General features: G+C 31.7%; 14 protein-coding genes and 3 tRNA genes. 7 read left to right on the top strand and 10 right to left on the bottom strand.

Annotated elements, in window-relative coordinates; translation table 11 throughout:
- Window positions 1-13 precede the first annotated feature (13 nt).
- On the bottom strand, window positions 14-1438 hold the full coding sequence (gene dnaA, locus L1S33_RS09090) for a chromosomal replication initiator protein DnaA (RefSeq protein WP_240562087.1): 1425 nt from the start codon (window positions 1436-1438) through the stop codon (window positions 14-16).
- A gap of 170 nt (window positions 1439-1608) precedes the next feature.
- On the opposite strand from dnaA, the gene L1S33_RS09085 reads away from it, so the two are divergent.
- Window positions 1609-2001: an acyl-CoA thioesterase gene (locus tag L1S33_RS09085; RefSeq protein WP_240552757.1), complete on the top strand. Its 393-nt coding sequence runs from the start codon at window positions 1609-1611 to the stop codon at window positions 1999-2001.
- Here the strand turns inward: L1S33_RS09085 and L1S33_RS09080 are convergent.
- Window positions 1996-4452 carry a GumC family protein gene (locus tag L1S33_RS09080; RefSeq protein ID WP_240562086.1) on the bottom strand — a complete coding sequence of 819 codons (2457 nt, stop codon included), beginning with the start codon at window positions 4450-4452 and terminating at the stop codon, window positions 1996-1998. The genes L1S33_RS09085 and L1S33_RS09080 overlap by 6 nt on opposite strands.
- Before the next feature lies 1 nt (window position 4453).
- Window positions 4454-5236, bottom strand: coding sequence for a polysaccharide biosynthesis/export family protein (locus L1S33_RS09075; RefSeq protein ID WP_240562085.1), 783 nt, complete (start codon window positions 5234-5236; stop codon window positions 4454-4456).
- 64 nt (window positions 5237-5300) lie between these two features.
- On the opposite strand from L1S33_RS09075, the gene L1S33_RS09070 reads away from it, so the two are divergent.
- From L1S33_RS09070 to secA, 4 genes are all read left to right on the top strand, one after another.
- Window positions 5301-6077, top strand: coding sequence for an O-methyltransferase (locus L1S33_RS09070; protein WP_240562084.1), 777 nt, complete (start codon window positions 5301-5303; stop codon window positions 6075-6077).
- A 40-nt stretch (window positions 6078-6117) separates the two neighbouring features.
- Window positions 6118-6693, top strand: a complete 576-nt coding sequence (locus L1S33_RS09065) for a cob(I)yrinic acid a,c-diamide adenosyltransferase (RefSeq protein WP_240552761.1) — start codon at window positions 6118-6120, stop codon at window positions 6691-6693.
- A 90-nt stretch (window positions 6694-6783) separates the two neighbouring features.
- A complete protein-coding gene (locus tag L1S33_RS09060) occupies window positions 6784-7005 on the top strand; it encodes a DUF2795 domain-containing protein (RefSeq protein ID WP_072554430.1) in 222 nt (73 codons plus the stop codon).
- Window positions 7006-7164: 159 nt separating this feature from the next.
- Complete coding sequence (gene secA / locus L1S33_RS09055) at window positions 7165-10506, top strand: preprotein translocase subunit SecA (protein WP_240562083.1); 3342 nt, start codon at window positions 7165-7167, stop codon at window positions 10504-10506.
- Between the two features lie 60 nt (window positions 10507-10566).
- Here secA and L1S33_RS09050 read toward each other — a convergent pair whose 3' ends face one another.
- The 5 genes from L1S33_RS09050 to L1S33_RS09030 form a co-directional block, all read right to left on the bottom strand.
- A complete protein-coding gene (locus L1S33_RS09050; protein ID WP_240562082.1) occupies window positions 10567-11229 on the bottom strand; it encodes a class I SAM-dependent methyltransferase in 663 nt (220 codons plus the stop codon).
- A gap of 74 nt (window positions 11230-11303) precedes the next feature.
- Window positions 11304-11377, bottom strand: a tRNA-Arg gene (locus tag L1S33_RS09045).
- Window positions 11378-11407: 30 nt separating this feature from the next.
- Window positions 11408-11482 (bottom strand) — tRNA-Pro (locus L1S33_RS09040).
- 14 nt (window positions 11483-11496) lie between these two features.
- A tRNA-Ser gene (locus L1S33_RS09035) sits at window positions 11497-11580 on the bottom strand.
- A gap of 103 nt (window positions 11581-11683) precedes the next feature.
- Window positions 11684-13747 carry an HD family phosphohydrolase gene (locus L1S33_RS09030; RefSeq protein ID WP_240562081.1) on the bottom strand — a complete coding sequence of 688 codons (2064 nt, stop codon included), beginning with the start codon at window positions 13745-13747 and terminating at the stop codon, window positions 11684-11686.
- 108 nt (window positions 13748-13855) lie between these two features.
- Between L1S33_RS09030 and L1S33_RS09025 the strand changes: the two genes are divergently transcribed.
- A complete protein-coding gene (locus tag L1S33_RS09025; RefSeq protein ID WP_240552789.1) occupies window positions 13856-15031 on the top strand; it encodes an acetyl-CoA C-acyltransferase in 1176 nt (391 codons plus the stop codon).
- A gap of 9 nt (window positions 15032-15040) precedes the next feature.
- Entirely contained in the window at window positions 15041-15808 is a 768-nt protein-coding gene (locus L1S33_RS09020; RefSeq protein ID WP_240552790.1) for a C40 family peptidase, read from the top strand.
- 68 nt (window positions 15809-15876) lie between these two features.
- On the opposite strand, the gene L1S33_RS09015 is transcribed toward L1S33_RS09020, so the two are convergent.
- Both L1S33_RS09015 and gyrA read right to left on the bottom strand, forming a co-directional pair.
- Complete coding sequence (locus tag L1S33_RS09015; protein ID WP_240552791.1) at window positions 15877-17121, bottom strand: tetratricopeptide repeat protein; 1245 nt, start codon at window positions 17119-17121, stop codon at window positions 15877-15879.
- A 17-nt stretch (window positions 17122-17138) separates the two neighbouring features.
- The gene (gyrA, locus tag L1S33_RS09010) at window positions 17139-19652 is read right to left on the bottom strand and encodes a DNA gyrase subunit A (RefSeq protein ID WP_240562080.1); all 2514 of its coding nucleotides are present in this window, start codon (window positions 19650-19652) and stop codon (window positions 17139-17141) included.
- Window positions 19653-19791 lie beyond the last annotated feature (139 nt).

The raw sequence follows: 19791 nt of genomic DNA, 5'->3' as shown, positions 1-19791 counted from the left end.
GAGGTTGTATATTTTAAAAAGTAAGTTTCTTCCTTAAATCCTCAACGTATTTTCTAAATTGCTTATCCGTTTCGGTAAGATTGTCAACCGTTTTACAAGCGTGCAATACAGTTGCGTGATCTCTTTGCCCTATTTGGTTACCAATACTTGCTAAAGACGTTTTAGTTAATCTTTTAGCAAAAAACATTGCTAATTGACGTGCCTGAACAATATGTCGTTTACGTGTTTTAGATTGTAATGTAGCTACATCCATATCAAAATACTTAGAAACTTCTTTCTGAATAAAGTCTATTGAAACTTCTTTCTTAGTATTCTTAACAAACTTATCTACAATTTGTTTCGCTAACTCAAGTGTAAACTCTTTTCTATTGAATGATGCTTGCGCAATCATAGAAATAATTACACCTTCTAGTTCACGAACGTTAGATTTTATATTCTTAGCAATATATTCAACTATTTCTTCTGGCATTTCTACACCATCTCTAAATAATTTATTTTGAAGAATAGAAATTCTTGTTTCGTAATCTGGCGCTTGTAACTCTGCAGACAATCCCCATTTAAAACGAGAAAGTAAACGCTGCTCAATGTCTTGCATATCTACAGGCGCTTTGTCTGATGTTAAAATTACTTGCTTACCATTTTGGTGTAAATGATTAAATATATGGAAAAACACATCTTGAGTTCCAGTTTTGCCTGATAAGAATTGTACATCATCAATTATTAGAACATCTATCATTTGATAGAAGTGAATAAAGTCGTTACGTGTATTAGACTTTACTGAATCTATAAATTGTTGTGTAAATTTTTCCGAAGAAATATATAAAACTGTCTTATCTGGATATTTATCTTTTATCTCAACACCAATTGCGTGTCCTAAATGTGTTTTTCCTAAACCTACACCTCCGTAAATTAATAAAGGATTAAAAGAAGTTCCTCCCGGTTTATTTGCAACTGCCATTCCTGCAGAACGCGCTAAACGGTTTGAGTCTCCTTCAACAAAATTATTAAAATTATAATTTGGATTTAATTGAGATTCAATTTTTACTTTTTGTAACCCAGGAATTATAAATGGATTTTTTAATTCTCTTTTAGATTCTAAAGGAACCGTAACTTTTTGAGTTTTTAATGGATTACGATTAGAACTTGGTATTTTAACCGTCTGTGGATTATTACTACTATACGTATTTTCCATACGTACATCATAAATCAATTTAGCATCTGCTCCTAACTCTCTAACTAGAGCAACTCTTAATAATTTAATATAGTGTTCTTCTAACCATTCGTAAAAAAATTTACTTGGCACTTGTATTGTTAATGCTTCACCTGCTAATTTTACAGGTTTTATTGGTTCAAACCATGTTTTATATGCTTGCGGCTTTATGTTGTCCTTAATAAAAGACAAGCATTCATTCCAAACTGAGTTAGCAGTTTTAGTCATTATTTAAAATAGTAAAATGTGTTTGTTTAATGTTAGATATAAGCCCCCTTAATATCCCTTTTTTTTGGTTACACAAAAGTGTGAATAAAATTCAGTATAAAAAAATGAATTTGCTATTGATTATTAGTTATTTTTTATGTAAATAGAAACGAATTTTTAAATAAAATATTTTGAAGAATTTTGAACACTCATTTAGAGTACGTTATGCCGAAACAGATCAAATGGGCGTTGTTTATCACGGTAATTATGCCCAGTATTTTGAACTTGGAAGAACTGAATGGCTTCGTTCCTTAAATATTACTTATAAAAAAATGGAAGAAAATGGAATAATGCTTCCGGTAATTTCTTTGGCTTGTAATTTTAAAAAATCCGCACTTTATGATGATGTTCTCACAGTAAAAACTTCGCTAAAAAAAACACCTACAGTTAAGATTGAATTTAATTATGAAATTACAAATCAAAAAAACGAGCTTATTTGTACTGGAAATACTGTTTTAGCATTTATAGACATGCAAAAAAATAGACCTACACGTTGCCCAAATTATATTTTAGAACTCTTATAAGTTTAGTTTATTTTTAATTTTCTGAAATACTGTTTTTGGTTTATCGTTTTCATGATAACCATAACCATTTCCGTAACCATAGCCATAACCATAGCCGTAAGAACTACCAACAGAAAAATCATTTAAAACATAACTAATATTCTTTACTTCTTTATTTGTGTATTTCTCATCAATCATCTTCATCATTCCTTTTTCAGAATAGTTTTGACGAATTACATAAATAACAGCATCAGAATATTTAAACAATTCTAAAGCATCAGAAACCAAACCTACTGGCGGCGTATCTAAAACTACATAATCGTATTTTTCTTTTAAAGCAACCATCATTTCATCTGCCTTATTACTCAACAATAATTCCGATGGATTTGGCGGTATTGGTCCAGATAATATAACGTCTAAATTAGGTACTTGTGTTGTATGCGTAACCTCATCTAAACTTTTTTGATTGATTAAATAATTAACTACTCCAAAATCATTAGACAAACCAAAATCGCCAAAGATTTTCGGTTTTCTTAAGTCCAAACCAACTAAAACCGTCTTTTTACCACTTAAAGCAAAAACAGTTGCCATGTTTATTGAAATCATGGTTTTACCTTCTCCACTAATTGACGAAGTTAACACCAACGTTTTAGAAGAAGAATCTGACTCTGTATTATTTCTAAATAAAAACTGAATATTAGAACGCAAAGCTCTAAAAGATTCTGCAACTGTAGATTTTGGTTTTGTAAACACTGCCAAATCGGTGTCTAACATATTTTTACCAACAACGCCCAAAACCGGAATATCATAATTATTCTGAATTTCTTCTACAGTATGAATTTTATTATCCAAAACTTCTTTCAAAATGATAAAAAACAACGGCAACATAGTTCCTAACATTAATGCCAAAACATAATTAAACTGCGTGTTCGGATATACTGGACCTTGTCCTAAATCTTTAGCTGAATCTATTACTTTTACATCTGAAACATTGGCCGCTATTGCTGTTCCAGCCTCATAACTTTTTTGTTTTAAATAGTTATAATTGGCTTCAGAAATTTCATAATTACGTTGAAACTTAATAAGACCTTGCTCCTTTTTTGGCAATTGACGTAACTTACCACTAAAGGTTTGCAATCTATTTCTGTTAGTCCTTAACTTGCTTTGCATAGAACCACGAACCGTAACAATATTTTCTAACAAGACTCTTCTACTTGTAGCTATCTCTTTTTCCAAACCAATTACTTGCGGATGATTAGCTGTTACGGTACTTCTTAAATTTTCTCTTAACGTAGATTTTTGAATTAAATCTGCTATTTCTGAAGTAATCTTAGCATCAGAAACCTCTACAGAGGCTGGAACTGGTATCGCTTCACTATTATAGGTACTATGTGATTTAATATAGCTTTCTAATTCATTTAAATAAGTAACATTATCATTTACACCTCTAATTTCTCTCTCTAAAGTTGTAGTCTCTTCAAAAATCTTAGAACCTTCAGCAGATAAATCATAAATATTATTTTGCTGTTTGTACTTTCCTAACTCTCTTTCAATATCTTTTAAACTTTTAGACTCGGCAATAAACAAGGTATCTATATATTCTTTTGTTTTTACAGCATATGCAATTTTCTGATTCTGTTTATCTTCAGATAAAACATTAACCGAAGTATTTAAATAATCTGCAAGCCTATTTTTATTTGGCCCAGAAAGCGCTAACCTTATTAAAGAAGATCCTTTAGCAACATCTGTTACATTTACATTTCGATAACCTCCAACAACGCCATTAAAACTTCCGAATTGCACAAAATATTCATCTGAACTTCCACCAGACTTAGAAGGAAGGATTGTAAAATTTAAATGCTCTTTTTCAATTTTATCGCCTAAAGTAAACTCTTCAGAATAATTTCTAGCAGTTGGTGTAAAATAAGAAACAGAGTCTTTTTTATAATTAATTAAAGAAACTCTATTAAAGTTTTCTCCATAATCTACAGAGAGTTCAACTTTATTATTTGCCAACATCTTAACCTTAATTAAAGTGTTGTACAATTGCGGTTTTTCTGTATCTACTTTAATTTTAAAAGGAGTTTTACCGTAAGCATCATCCAATCTATATTCTCCTTGCACTAAATATTGTGTATAAAACTGAAGACGAGAAACTACTTTTTCGTTATGTGTTCTAGAGCGTAAAATTACTTTTATGGTTTCTAGCAAATCACTTGCTCCACCCCAATTAAAGGTTAAACTTGTTCCTGTAGAAAACAACGGGTTAGATTCTTCCTTTATAGAGACAACTGTATCTAAACTATAGCCTCTAATTTTTCTATCATTCTTATACTTTGCAATTGCAAAAGCAATTATAGTTGTTAATAAAAACCATTTCCAATAAGATAGAACCTTAAAAAAATAAGATGTCAAATCTATATTAGAACTTGCTGTTTTTTTTTCAATTGAAAAGTTTGATTTGTTTGCCATTTTATAAACCTCTTACCAATAATATAGTTGATGTTACCAATGTAAATACAGAAAGTATTGTTGTTAAAGACGACAAACCTGTTGTTCCTGTTCCCCAAGCTTTTTGCTTTAAAGGCAACACATTAATTATATCGTTTGGTTTTATGTAAAAAATTTCTGAATTAAAAGCGTCTACATTTGTTAAATCAATAGAAAACTTTTCTACATCATTCTTTAAGTAACCTCTATAAATCTCAATCTGTTTTCTATTTCCGGTTACAGAAATATCGCCTGCATTAGAAATTGCATCTATAATACTAACTTGATTTTGATAAATTACTTTTGGTCCAGGACTAGCCACTTCTCCAATAACCGTATATTTTATTCCCGCTAATTTTACAGTAACAAAAACATCGTCTGGATTTTTAAACATTCCTTTTAAACGTTCTTCTAATTTAACTCTAACTTCTTTTGTTGTAAATCCTAAAACATTTATTTCTCCTAAATAAGGCAATCTAATATTACCATGATTATCTACTGTGTATCCAGAAAAATATCCGCCATCTGTAGGTTGTTGAGAAGAGTTTGTACCTTCAGTTTTCTTAAACAAAGCAACTAACTTTTCATCTGGGGCTTTTATATTTATAGAAACCACATCACTTATTTGAAGTTTATAAGGCTCGTTATTAATTTTATGTATTTCAGTTTTTTGTACTGGATCTCCTTGCAAATACACTAAATCTTTACTTGGAACACAAGAAGAAAAAATAATAACAATAAAAAGGAACTTTAAGCTTCTAATCATAATTGTGAGGTAATTTGATTCACAAATATAATTTTTAAAAACTAAAACTGTTATTTTAGCCCCAATGTTTTTTCAACTAAAATCATATCTGCTTTTTTTATTAAAGTCCTTCAACCAAAAGAACAACAAACATTCTTTTATTTTAGGGTTGAAAAACAATTGCTTTAACGCTAAAACTTCTAGCGAAAAATTTAAAATTTTCAAGAAATACAAAACACAATTACTAAACAATAAAACAACAATTAAGATTACCGATTTTGGCGCAGGTTCTACTGTTTTTTCTTCGGATGAAAGGCAGGTTTCTAAGATTGCAAAAGTTGCGGGAATTTCCAACAAAAGAGCAAAATTATTAATTCGTTTAACAACGTATTTTCAACCAAAAGAAATTTTAGAAATAGGCACTTCTTTAGGTTTAGCTACTTCGGCTTTAGCTGCAAATAATAAAAACACAGCTATTACAACTTTAGAAGGTTGCCCAGAAACTGCTAAAATTGCACAACAACAATTTACCAAATTCGGATTTAACAACATTTCTTTAAAAGTTGGTGATTTTGCAAAAACACTTCCAAAAGCAATTGAAAACAAGCAATTCAATTTTATTTATTTCGATGGAAACCATCAAAAGGAAGCCACTTTACATTATTTTGAAGCTTGTTTAAAATCAGCAAATGAAAACACAGTATTTATTTTTGATGATATTTACTGGAGTAAAGAAATGCTAGCAGCTTGGGCTCTAATAAAAAAGCACCCAAAAGTTTCTTGTACAGTAGATACTTTTCAATGGGGATTTGTTTTCTTCAACCAAAAACAAATAAACGAACATTATACAATTAGGATATAATTTTTAAATTCTTCAATTTTTAAATCTTTAAATTAGCAACATGAAAATATACACAAAAACTGGTGATAAAGGCACAACCGCACTTTTTGGAGGAACACGCGTTCCAAAATACAATTTACGTATAGAAAGCTACGGAACAGCAGATGAACTAAACTCTCATATTGGTTTAATTAGGGATCAAGAAATTAGTGAGCATATTAAAAGTTCGTTAAATAAAATTCAGCACGATATTTTTACTTTAGGTGCAATGCTGGCAACTCCGCCAGAAAAAGAAACGCTAAAAAACGGAAAAGAGCGTTTAAATATTCTTAAGGTTGAAAATAATTCTATTGAATTTCTAGAAAAAGAGATTGATAAAATGAATGAAGAACTTCCGCAGATGACACATTTTATTTTACCAGGCGGACACCAAACTGTGTCATTCTGTCATATTGCAAGATGTGTTTGCCGCCGTACAGAGCGCCTAGTTGTTGAGCTAAACGAACAAGAACCTATAAATCCTGACGTATTAATGTACTTAAACCGACTTTCTGACTATCTTTTTGTGTTGGCACGAAAGTTGTCTAAAGACTTATCAGCAAAGGAAATCAAATGGATTCCCGAGAAAAAAAATTAAGTTCTTTTTTTATTGATTTACACATTTTTTAAAAAAAACTTGCATTTCTCGTTAAAAAAATTATTTTTGCAGAAATTAAACATTAAAAAAATGTATTGGACTTTAGAATTAGCATCATATTTAGCAGATGCACCATGGCCAGCAACAAAAGACGAATTAGTAGATTACGCTATTAGAACAGGCGCTCCACTAGAAGTTGTAGAAAACCTACAAGGAATTGAAGATGAAGGTGATTCTTACGACTCAATCGTAGAAATTTGGCCAGACTATCCAACCGAAGAAGATTATCTTTGGAACGAAGACGAATACTAACATACTCGTAAAAAAATATCTAAAAAGTCTCATTTGAGGCTTTTTTTTTGGTTAAATTTAAACCCTCAGTTTACATAATTCACACAAATTATAACAAGCTGCAAATCAAGCACATACTTTTAACTTCAATTATGAAGTTAAAAATAAAACAATTATAAAATGAGCATACTAAACTCAGTTATCAAACTTTTTGTTGGAGACAAACAAGAAAAGGATTTAAAAATATTACAACCTATTGTAAATAAAGTAAACGCTTTTGAAAGCGCTTTAGCCAGTTTATCTCACGATGAATTACGTGCAAAAACAATAGAATTTAAAAGCAAAATTGCAAAAGCAACTGAAGAATTTACAACTAAAATTAGTTCTTTAGAAGCACAAGCAACTGAAGCTGCAATAGACGATCAAGAAGGAATTTACGCAGAAATAGATTCGTTAAAAGATTTAGCTTATGAAGCTTCTGAAAAGGTTTTAGAAGAAATTATGCCAGAAGCATTTGCGGTTGTTAAAGAAACTGCAAAGCGTTTTGTAAATAACGAAGAAATTGAAGTTACTGCAACTCCTTTTGATAGAGAATTATCTGCAACTCACGACCATGTTAACCTAGAAGGCGATAAAGCGTTTTGGGCAAACTCTTGGGATGCAAGCGGTAAACCTGTAACTTGGGACATGGTACATTACGATGTGCAGTTAATTGGTGGTTCTGTTTTACACCAAGGTAAAATTGCTGAGATGATGACAGGTGAAGGTAAAACTTTAGTTTCTACACTTCCTGTTTATTTAAATGCATTAACTGGTAACGGTGTGCATGTTGTAACTGTAAATGAGTATTTAGCAAAGCGTGACCGCGCTTGGATGGCTCCTATTTTTGAGTTTCACGGACTTTCTACAGACTGTGTAGATTTCTATCAACCAAATTCAGAAGAAAGAAGAAAAGCATACAACGCAGATATTACGTACGGAACAAATAACGAATTTGGTTTCGATTATTTACGTGATAACATGGCTTCGTCTAAAAAAGACTTAGTACAACGTTCTCCAAACTATGCAATTATTGATGAGGTAGATTCAGTTTTAATTGATGACGCAAGAACGCCATTAATTATTTCTGGTCCAGTTCCTCAAGGAGACAGACATGAGTTTACAGAATTAAAACCTTTAGTTGCCGACTTAGTTTCGCTTCAAAAAAATTATTTAGTAAGCGTTTTAGCAGAAGCAAAAAAACTAATTGCAGATGGCAACACTAAAGATGGTGGATTCTTATTATTAAGAGTTTACAGAGGTTTACCAAAAAACAAAGCCTTAATTAAATTTTTATCGCAAGAAGGTATTAAACAGTTATTACAAAAAACTGAAAACTTCTACATGGCAGACAACAACAAGTTAATGCCAGAAGTAGACGAAGATTTATGGTTTACAATTGAAGAAAAAAACAATCAGATAGATTTAACTGATAAAGGTATTTCTCACTTATCTGACGTAACCAAAAACGAAACATTCTTTGTATTACCTGATATTGGTGTTCGTGTTGGAGAGATTGAAAGTAGCGAAGCTTCTGCAGAAGATAAAGCCGAAGAAAAAGAAGAATTATACAGAGATTTCAGCATAAAAAGTGAACGTATCCACACAATGAATCAGCTTTTAAAAGCCTACACGGTTTTTGAAAAAGATGTTGAGTATGTTGTAATGGAAAACAAAGTAATGATTGTTGATGAACAAACCGGTCGTATTATGGACGGGCGTCGTTATTCAGACGGATTACACCAAGCAATTGAAGCTAAAGAAAACTGTAAAATTGAAGACGCTACGCAAACTTTTGCAACGGTAACACTTCAAAATTACTTTAGAATGTATCGTAAATTATCTGGAATGACAGGTACAGCGATTACAGAAGCGGGTGAATTCTGGGAAATTTACAAATTAGATGTTGTAGAAATCCCTACAAACAGACCAATTCAAAGAGATGATAAAGACGATTTAGTTTACAAAACTACACGTGAAAAATACAATGCAGTAATTGAAGATGTTGTAAAATTGGTTGGCGAAGGTCGTCCAGTTCTAGTAGGAACAACTTCGGTAGAAATATCTGAATTATTAGGTAGAATGTTACAAATGCGTAAGATTCCACATAATATTTTAAATGCAAAATTACACAAGCGAGAAGCTGATGTAGTTGCACAAGCAGGTAATCCTGGTGTTGTAACAATTGCAACAAATATGGCTGGTCGTGGTACCGATATTAAATTATCAGACGAAGTAAAGGCATCTGGTGGTTTGGCAATTATTGGTACAGAAAGACACGATTCTAGACGTGTAGACAGACAGTTACGTGGACGTGCAGGAAGACAAGGTGATGTTGGTTCTTCTCAGTTTTACGTAGCTTTAGATGACAATTTAATGCGTCTTTTTGGTTCGGACAGAATTGCCAAAATGATGGATAGAATGGGCTTAAAAGATGGTGAAGTAATTCAGCATTCTATGATTTCTAAATCTATTGAAAGAGCGCAGAAAAAAGTAGAAGAAAACAACTTCGGAATCAGAAAACGTTTGTTAGAATATGATGATGTAATGAACGCACAACGTGAGTTTGTGTACAAACGTAGAAGACACGCTTTAGACGGAACACGTTTACAAATTGATGTTGCAAACATGATTTTTGAAACTTGTGAAGCTATTACAATTGCCAACAAACAGAACAAAGATTTCCAGAATTTTGAATTCGAATTAATTCGTTTTTCTTCAATGACTTCTCCTTTTACGGAAGCAGAATTCAATAAAATGTCAGAAAAAGAATTAACTGATAAATTGTACACAATTGTAACAGCACATTACAAAGAAGATAAAATTAGAAATGCGGCACAAGCATATCCAGTTATTAAAAATGTTTTTGAAAACGAAGGCGACAGATACCAACGTATTGTAGTTCCTTTTACAGATGGTGTAAAAACGTTACAAGTAACTACCAATTTAAAAGAAGCGTATGAAACTGAAGGGCAATCTTTAGTTAAAGACTTTGAAAAGAACATTACACTAGCAATTATAGACGAAAACTGGAAAGAGCATTTACGTAAAATGGACGAATTAAAACAGTCTGTACAAAATGCCTCTTACGAGCAAAAAGATCCGTTGTTAATTTATAAGTTCGAAGCTTTTGAGTTGTTTAAATTAACGGTTGCAGACATTAACAAAGAAGTATTATCGTTCTTATTTAAAGGAAAGTTACCAAACCAAGAAGCAAATCAGATTTCGGAAGCACGTGAACAAACTAGAGAAAAACTAGACTTGCGTAAAGACGATGTTCAGAACTCTACACAACAAGCAATTCAGAACTCGCGCCAGCAACAACAAGAACCTGTTGAAACTGTAGTTAGAGATCAACCAAAAATTGGTAGAAATGAAAAAGTTACTATAAAAAATGTAATGAGCGGCGAAGAAAAACAAGTGAAGTACAAACAAGCAATTCCGCTTTTAGAAAAAGGCGAATGGGTTTTGTACAATAACTAAACACTTTTTAACATAAATTAAAAAACTCGAAGCGTTTGCTTCGAGTTTTTTTTGAATATATTAAAACAGTCGATACAATGTTGTAACAACATCACCTTTCCCTTGCTTCAATTTAATAGACAATAATTGAGTTTCTTCTTTTAATTTTAAATAAAAAGGAGGTTCAAGTAAATTTACGCCACTTTGTTTTTTTAATCGAATTCCTTGTCCAGAAATAATATCTACGTTGGGTATAAAATTTCCTTCAGGTAAGTGTTCTGTTAAAATAACATATTTAAAGGCACTTAATTTTGGCACAATACTTTTAATTTCCTCGTTGGACAAATGCTGTAATACTTGTCTTATTATGGCACAATCTCCAACTGGCAAGTTATCTTTTGCTATGTCTAAAGAATGGAATTCTAAATTAGGTTGTTTAAAATGTTCCTTGTTAAACTGAATTAAATCTTCAACAATATCTACCGCAATGTATTTGCTGGTATATTCAACTAATTGTTTGCCTATATTAAAATCGCCACAACCAAAGTCACAAACAGTAATAGGTTCTTTAAAAGAAGTTAGAAACGCAATTAAAACCTTAACATAAGGATTTACTATTTCCGGAAGATGAGAACCTTCACCAGAATAAAAATGGGTATTGTTGGTTCCCCAAAGATTCATTTCATAAACCTGTTCCATTGCCTTTTTGGTTGGCCAAGGCTTTTTTATTTTTTTCGGATTCATAAAAGAAATTAATAAGGAACACTAAACTACCTTTTTAAAAACAAAAAAGCCTCACATTTCTGTGAAGCTTTAAGTGAGCCCTGAAGGATTCGAACCTTCGACCGCCTCCTTAGAAGGGAGGTGCTCTATCCAGCTGAGCTAAGAGCCCGTAATTTTTGAGTTGTTACGACCAACTGTGTCGGGGTGGCAGGATTCGAACCTGCGACCTCCTCGTCCCAAACGAGGCGCGATGACCGGGCTACGCTACACCCCGAGTGCAATTTTTAGCGGAGAGACAGGGACTCGAACCCTGGCGACAGTTTCCCGTCGACAGATTAGCAATCTGCTGCATTACCACTCTGCCACCTCTCCTTTGGACATTTCAAACTTTATAAAAAGCATGAAACAAAAATTGCGAGTGCAAATGTACATTTACAATTACAATATCGCAACTTTTTTTTTAAAAATTTTTATGTTATTCTGGATATTCTACACGCAAGTGGTAAATATTCATCAACTTCTTTTTTACAACTTTTTTAATTGTTTCTATTTCTCTAAAAGTAATATCTGAATTTACAAACTGATTATCAGCTTTTTGCTTTTCAACAATCTTATTAATTAACTCGTCAATTGAGTTTGAAGTTGGATTTTTTAAGCTTTTAGAAGCTGCTTCTGCAGCATCACAAATCATTAAAATTGCAGTCTCTTTTGAGAACGGAATTGGACCTTGATACATAAATTTCTTAATATTTACGTCAATATCTGGATTTGCGTCTTGTTCTTTCTTATAAAAATAATACACCAAACTAGTTCCATGGTGTGTTCTTATAAAATCTATTATTCTATCCGGTAGTTTATTTTTCTTGGCTAATTCAATTCCGTTTATAACATGATTTAAAATTATATGCGCACTATCTTGCGCAGATAAATCGTTGTGTGGGTTTACGCCTGTTGCTTGATTTTCTATAAAATATTGTGGGTTTACCATTTTTCCAATATCATGGTACAAAGCTCCAGTTCTAACCAACATTGAGTTTGCTCCTATTTCATTGGCTGCTGCTTCCGCTAAATTAGCTACCTGCATTGAATGCTGAAAAGTTCCTGGTGCTTTTTCATTCAACTCTCTTAAAAGTTTAGAATTAGTATTAGAAAGCTCTAACAAGGTTACATCCGAAACTAATCCGAAGACTTTCTCATAAAAATAAATAAAGAAAACCGCTAAGAAAGATAATAATCCGTTTGCTGAAAATAGTAAGAAGTAATCCCAATTAATCTGACTTGCATTTCCTTCTTTAAGAATTGAAAAAGCAAAATACGTAATCATATAAATCAATGTAATCTGCCCTATTGAAATAAATAAACTTGCTCTTTTATATAATTCAGAAACCGTTAAAATAGTTACCATACCAGCAATAATATGCAAGTAAATAAACTCGAAACTGTTTGGCACAATAAAACCTAAAAGCAACACAGTTAATACGTGTGTAAATAATCCTAAACGCGCATCAAAAAACGCTTTTAAAACAATTGGTAAAATACTTAAAGGAACAACGTATAAATAATCTGAATTATATTTAATAACCAACGTTTGTACTAAAATCATTAAGAATACATTGAAAAATATAAAGGTTACTTTATTGTTGTTTTCAAATATTTCTGGTCGGTATTTTCGTAAAAAAAGCAATAGCATTAACAAAGCCAAAGACACTAAAATTGCGTAGCCAAAAACAATCCAATTATAATTAGATTCTGTCCAAATTTTAGATTCAGATTCGCTTTTTAAAGAATTTAATATATTTAACTTTTTACCTTCAACAATATCTCCTTTTAAAATTATTAGTTCTCCATTAGAAACTTTCCCCTTTGTGTAAGAAAGATTACTAAGAGATTCATTCAAAGATTTTTGCGTGTAATTCTCATCAAAAGAGACATTCGGTTTTAACACTTCAGAAAGTATGGTCAAAACTTCATTTTCACCAAAAGAAAAAGGCTGACTTCCTATATTTTCAGTAATAATTTTAAAAACATCTTTAGATCCTAATATTTTCTGAAAAGACACCTCTTCTACTTCATTTCCTTTTCTAAGCTCTACAATTTCTGTTGCGTTATTTATTTTATCTTGACTAGAATTTTCTAAAAAACCAGTTTTGTAAACTTTATCAATTATTAAATTTCCTTTTTTGTATAAATCTTTAATTTCATATTCAGATAAAGAATCGCTTTCGGTTAACGCATTTATTTTAATTTCGAAAACTGTTTTTACATCTTTAGGAGTTTGTAAATTGTATTTAAAATATTTTTTTGCAGTATTCCCTATCGAAGCTTTTTCTGCAATAAGCTCTTCATTGGTTTTTTGAATAGCAAAATCAAATGGCGCGTACAAATTATCATACTGCCATAATTTACCATTGTTAAAATTGTATTTAAACTGCCCTCCTTTTGGAAATAGGTAAACAATAGCAACTGCAGTAATTAAAAACAACAACACTTTATATACAATAGTGTTATTTTTATAAATCTTATTAATAAAATTATTCATTTTCCTTATTTGAATATGTAAATATAACCTTTTGGAATTATTTTATTGCCTGCAATAAAATGAGTATTTTCGCAAGACAAAAATAAACACAAACAAATCGATATAGATATGAAAGAAGTTGTAATTGCCGCAGTTGCTCGTACACCAATTGGTAGTTTTATGGGAAGTTTATCTTCAATACCTGCTCCAAAATTAGGTGCAATTGCTATAAAAGGCGCTTTAGATAAAATCAATTTAAAACCAGAAATGGTTGAAGAAGTTTATATGGGAAATGTTGTTTCTGCAGGTTTAGGACAAGCTCCGGCGCGTCAAGCAGCAATCTTTGCTGGAATTCCAGATACAGTTCCTTGTACAACTGTTAATAAAGTTTGTTCTTCTGGAATGAAATCGATTATGTTAGCAGCACAAACAATTGCTTTAGGCGATGCCGAAATTGTTGTTGCTGGTGGTATGGAAAACATGAGTTCTATTCCGCATTATCAACACGCCCGTAAAGGAAGTAAATTTGGTCCAATTAAAATGGAAGACGGAATGCAAAAAGACGGTTTAGTTGATGCATACGAACAAGTTGCTATGGGAGTTTGTGCAGATGAATGTGCTACAGAATATAACTTTTCAAGAGAAGATCAAGATGCTTTTGCTATTGAATCATACAATCGTTCTGCAAAAGCGTGGGCAGATGGTAAATTTGCTGACGAAATTGTACCTGTTGAAATTCCACAAAGACGTGGAGATGCAATTATTTTTGCTGAAGATGAAGAATATAAAGCTGTAAAAATGGAGAAAATTCCTGCTTTACGTGCTGCTTTTACAAAAGAGGGAACCGTAACTGCTGCTAACGCATCTACAATTAATGATGGTGGAGCTGCATTAGTTTTAATGTCTGCTGATAAAGCAAAAGAATTAGGTATAAAACCTCTTGCAAAAATTAAAGGATATGCAGATGCTGCACACGAGCCAAAATGGTTTACTACTGCGCCTGCAAAAGCATTACCAAAAGCATTAGCGAAAGCAAATGTTTCTATAGATGATGTAGATTATTTTGAATTAAACGAAGCATTTTCAGTTGTTGGTTTAGCTAACATGAAAATCTTAGGTTTATCTGCAGATACAGTTAACGTAAATGGTGGAGCTGTTTCTTTAGGACATCCATTAGGAGTTTCTGGAGCAAGAATTATTATTGCTTTAACTTCTATTTTAAAACAAAATGATGCTAAAATTGGTGCTGCCGGAATTTGCAACGGTGGTGGTGGCGCAAGTGCAATGGTAATAGAGCGTATTTAATTTTTTTTAATGTTCGGAATTTGTAATTTAAGTATTGTTCCTCTTCGTTTAGAGCCAAGAGATCCTTCGGAAATGGTGAGTCAAGTTTTATTTGGCGAGCATTTTGAAGTTCTTGAAAAGGATAAAAAATGGAGTAAAATCAAATTACATTTTGATGGTTATGAAGGCTTTATTGACAATAAACAATATCAAGAAATCACTGAAGAATATTACCATTCGATTTCAAACTCACCAAAACATTATTCAGGTGAACTAATTGATTTTATCGTTGATAAAAACAACAGTCTAACCACAATTCCAATTGGCTCAAGCTTGCCTTTTTATGATGGAGGTTCTTTTAAAATTAATAACACTCCTTTTTCTTACGATGGAAAAGTATTTTCTGAAAGATTACCAAAATCTGAAATTGTAAATAAGGCCTATTTATTTTTAAACTCTCCCTATTTATGGGGCGGAAAAACACCTTTTGGTATAGATTGTTCTGGTTTTACGCAAATGGTTTATAAAATCTGTGGATATGAGTTACAAAGAGATGCAAAAGACCAAGCTAAACATGGAGAAGTTTTAAGTTTTATTGAAGAAAGTGAACCTGGAGATTTAGCTTTTTTTGATAATGAGGAAGGCAACATTACGCATGTTGGTATTATTATGAAAGACTATAACATTATCCACGCTCATGGTAAAGTTAGAATAGACACGTTAGATCATAGCGGTATTTATAATGCGGAGTTTCAAAAACACACACATAAACTAAGAGTTATAAAACGAATTATTTAATCCGTTTTTAAACATAAAAAAAAACCGAAACTTACGTTTCGGTTTTTTTTATTAGTATGAAATTATTATTATTTCATTGCTTTGTATAATGCTCTAAATTCACTTGCTTTTGCTTCGTTTTCTAGAGACTCATGTAAGTTCATTAACAATCTAACTGTATCAATTGTTCTTTCTAACTCATCTGCCTTTGTTAAAACTGGTATAATTTCTGTATATAAAACTTTTCTCTCGTTTTCAAGTTTTGTATAGCTTGCCATATCAGAAGGAGGTAAATCATTCATTTTCTTTACGATTATATCATCTTTCTGTAACATAGAAGTTGCTAACATTAAATGAGCCTTTGGATAATCAGTTTTAAGTTCTAAAGCCTTTAAAAAATACTTTTGAGCCTCTTCTCCTCTTTTCTCATTATAGTTAACAATACCAATATTAAAATACAAATCTGGGTTAGTAGGATCTTTTTCTGTAGCTTCTTTCAACAAAGAAGAAAACTTATCCATTTGCTTAAGATCATTGTACATATAAGCTTCTGCTAATAAAAGCTGTATATCATCTGGATCTGAAGCTCTAGCTTCTTTAAAAGCATTAATTGCTTCATCTGTTTTACCTTGTTCTTTTAATATTAATGCTATGTTTTTTATAATATCTACTTTTTTAGATTTAGTTCTCTTATCTTCTGGTTTTATATATTTTCCAGTTTTCACCATTAAATCTCTTTGCTGCTTAGAACCTAAGTTTTCAACTTTTCCAGACTCTTTATTAGTAGCTAAGAATTGAGTTTCTATTCCGGTATATCCTAAATCTTTTAGTTTTGAATAATATTTTAATGCATTATCATAGTCTTTACCTTGTAGCGCTAATTGAGCTGAATTAGATAAAAACATTGTATCTTTTTCTTCAAGTAAATATCTTAAATAAAAAGTATCCGATGCACCTTTATAATCTTTACTTTCGTAGAAACTAAATGCTTTTTGTTGAACTTCATCTTTTAAAACACCTAACATTGGTGCTGCCTCTTTAGTATATCTAGCTTTACCTGTAGCTTTCTCGTGCTTCATTAAATTATTAAAAGCATCTGCTGCGTTTTTATAATCTTTCTTTCCTGCAAAAGCTTTCCCTTTTAAAAAGTAAAATTTAGCTTTAGATTTTGCATCCATATTACTCATTAAAGCTTCTGCTGCAGTTACAGCAGTCACAGCAGTTGAAAAGTCATTCTTTTTAATAGCTTTTTCTGCTGCTTTTAATTCATTTTTTTGAGCCATTGCACCAACAGTCATTAATCCTAATGTAAGTGCTAATATTTGTTTTTTCATTTTAATGTGTATTAAATTTATTCTTGTTCTTCTGTGTTGTTTTCAATTTCCGTGCCATCTTCTGAGTCTTCTAAATTTTCATCTTCATCCTCCTCTTCATGCATAACTTTAGCTACAGCAGCAATACTATCCGAATCTTTAATATTAATTAAACGAACTCCTTGCGTTGCACGTCCCATTACTCTTAAATCTTCAACAGCCATTCTAATTGTAAGTCCCGATTTGTTAATAATCATTAAATCATTTGAATCATCTACATTTTTAATTGCAACTAATTCTCCTGTCTTTTCAGAAATATTTAAAGTCTTAACTCCTTTCCCACCTCTATTTGTAACTCTATAATCTTCTAATTTAGAACGCTTTCCGTATCCTTTTTCTGAAACAACAAGAATATTACTATCCATATCATTTACAGCTACCATACCAATTACCTCATCATTTTCATGTTGTAAAGTTATTCCTCTTACACCAGAAGCAGTTCTTCCCATTGGTCGAGTTTTTGCTTCTTCAAAACGGATTGACTTACCAGACTTTAACGCTAACATTACTTGACTGTCTCCAGTTGTTAATTTAGCTTCTAATAACTCATCTCCTTCTTTAATGGTAATAGCATTAATACCATTTGTTCTTGGTCTAGAATACTGCTCTAATGAAGTCTTTTTTACTTGACCTTTTTTAGTTGCCATAATTACATAATGACTATTTATGTAATCTTCATCTTTTAAATCTTGTGTTACAAGGAAGGCTTTTACAGAATCATCTTGTTCTATATTAATAAGGTTTTGCATTGCTCTACCTTTGGTGTTTTTACCACCTTCTGGAATTTCATAAACTCGCATCCAGAATACTTTACCTTTCTGCGTAAAGAACATCATATATTGGTGATTTGTACCAACAAATAAGTGCTCTAAGAAATCTTCATTTCTAGTTGTTGCTCCTTTTTGACCTCTTCCTCCTCTATTCTGAACTTTATATTCATCTAGATTTGTACGTTTTAAATATCCTGCATTAGAAATAGTTACCACTACTTTTGTATCAGGAATCATATCTTCAATACGCATGTCTCCACCAGCATATTCTATTACAGATCTACGCTCATCACCATATTTTTCTTTGATTTTAAGCAACTCATCGGTAATTATTTGATAACGTCTTGGCTCGTTCGCTAAAATGTCTTTTAAGTCAGTAATTGTAATCATAATAGCGTCAAACTCCGCACGTAACTTGTCTTGTTCTAGACCAGTTAACTGACGTAAACGCATTTCTACAATTGCCTTTGCTTGAATTTCAGTCAACTCAAAACGAGTTATTAAAGCTTCTCTTGCTTCATCTGCATTAGAAGATGCTCTAATAATTTTAATTACTTCATCAATATTATCAGAAGCTATAATTAATCCTTCTAAAATATGTGCTCTTGCTTCAGCTTTCTTTAATTCAAATTCTGTTCTACGAACAACAACTTCATGTCTATGTTCAACAAAATAATGGATTAATTCCTTTAAGTTTAATTGTTCTGGTCTTCCGTTAACCAAAGCAATATTATTTACACTAAAAGAAGTTTGTAATTGTGTGTATTTAAATAATTTATTTAAAACAATATTAGGAATTGCATCACGCTTTAAAACGTACACAATACGCATACCGTTTCTATCAGATTCATCTCTAATATTAGAAATACCTTCTACTTTTTTATCATTTACTAATTCAGCAGTTTTTTTAATCATTTCTGCTTTATTAACTTGATAAGGAATTTCTGTAACAATGATACATTCGCGTCCCTTAACCTCTTCTATTACAGCTTTTGCACGCATAACAATACGTCCACGACCTGTATGAAAAGCATCTTTTACACCATCGTAACCATAAATAATTCCTCCAGTAGGAAAATCTGGTGCTTTAATATGCTGCATTAACTCATCTATCTCAATATCTCTATTTTCGATATAAGCAACAGTACCATTAATAACTTCAGTTAAGTTGTGTGGCGCCATATTTGTTGCCATACCTACAGCAATACCAGAAGCTCCATTTACTAATAAATTAGGAATACGAGTTGGTAATACAGTTGGCTCTTGTAAAGTATCATCAAAATTTAAACGATGATCTACAGTATCTTTTTCAATATCAGCTAACATATCTTCTGATATTTTTTGAAAACGCACCTCTGTATAACGCATTGCTGCTGGTGAATCACCATCTACAGAACCAAAGTTTCCTTGACCATCAACCATCATGTATCTAACACTCCAGTTTTGTGCCATACGCACCATAGAATCATACACAGAAGTATCTCCATGCGGGTGATACTTACCTAAAACCTCACCAACAATTCTTGCTGACTTTTTATACGATCCAGTTGCTTTAATTCCTAACTCATGCATTCCAAATAAAACTCTACGGTGTACAGGTTTTAAACCATCTCGCACATCAGGTAAAGCCCTCGATACAATTACCGACATTGAATAATCAATGTAAGCCGATTTCATTTGCTCTTCAATGTTGATAGGAATCAACTTTTCGCCATCTGCCATATATTATTTTGTTAAATTAATATTGTTATTTTTTCGTTAAAAAAGTGAATTCTATTCAATATAAAACCCACCTTAAAATACGCTTAAAAAAGCTTCATTTTGTAAAACAATGCAAGATAGAACAAATCGCTTTATTTAC

Source organism: Tenacibaculum aquimarinum (assembly GCF_022478115.1).
Lineage (GTDB): Bacteria > Bacteroidota > Bacteroidia > Flavobacteriales > Flavobacteriaceae > Polaribacter > Polaribacter aquimarinum_A.
The sequence above is the reverse complement of the archived record's forward strand: the minus strand, read 5'-3'. Positions and strand labels throughout refer to the sequence as shown.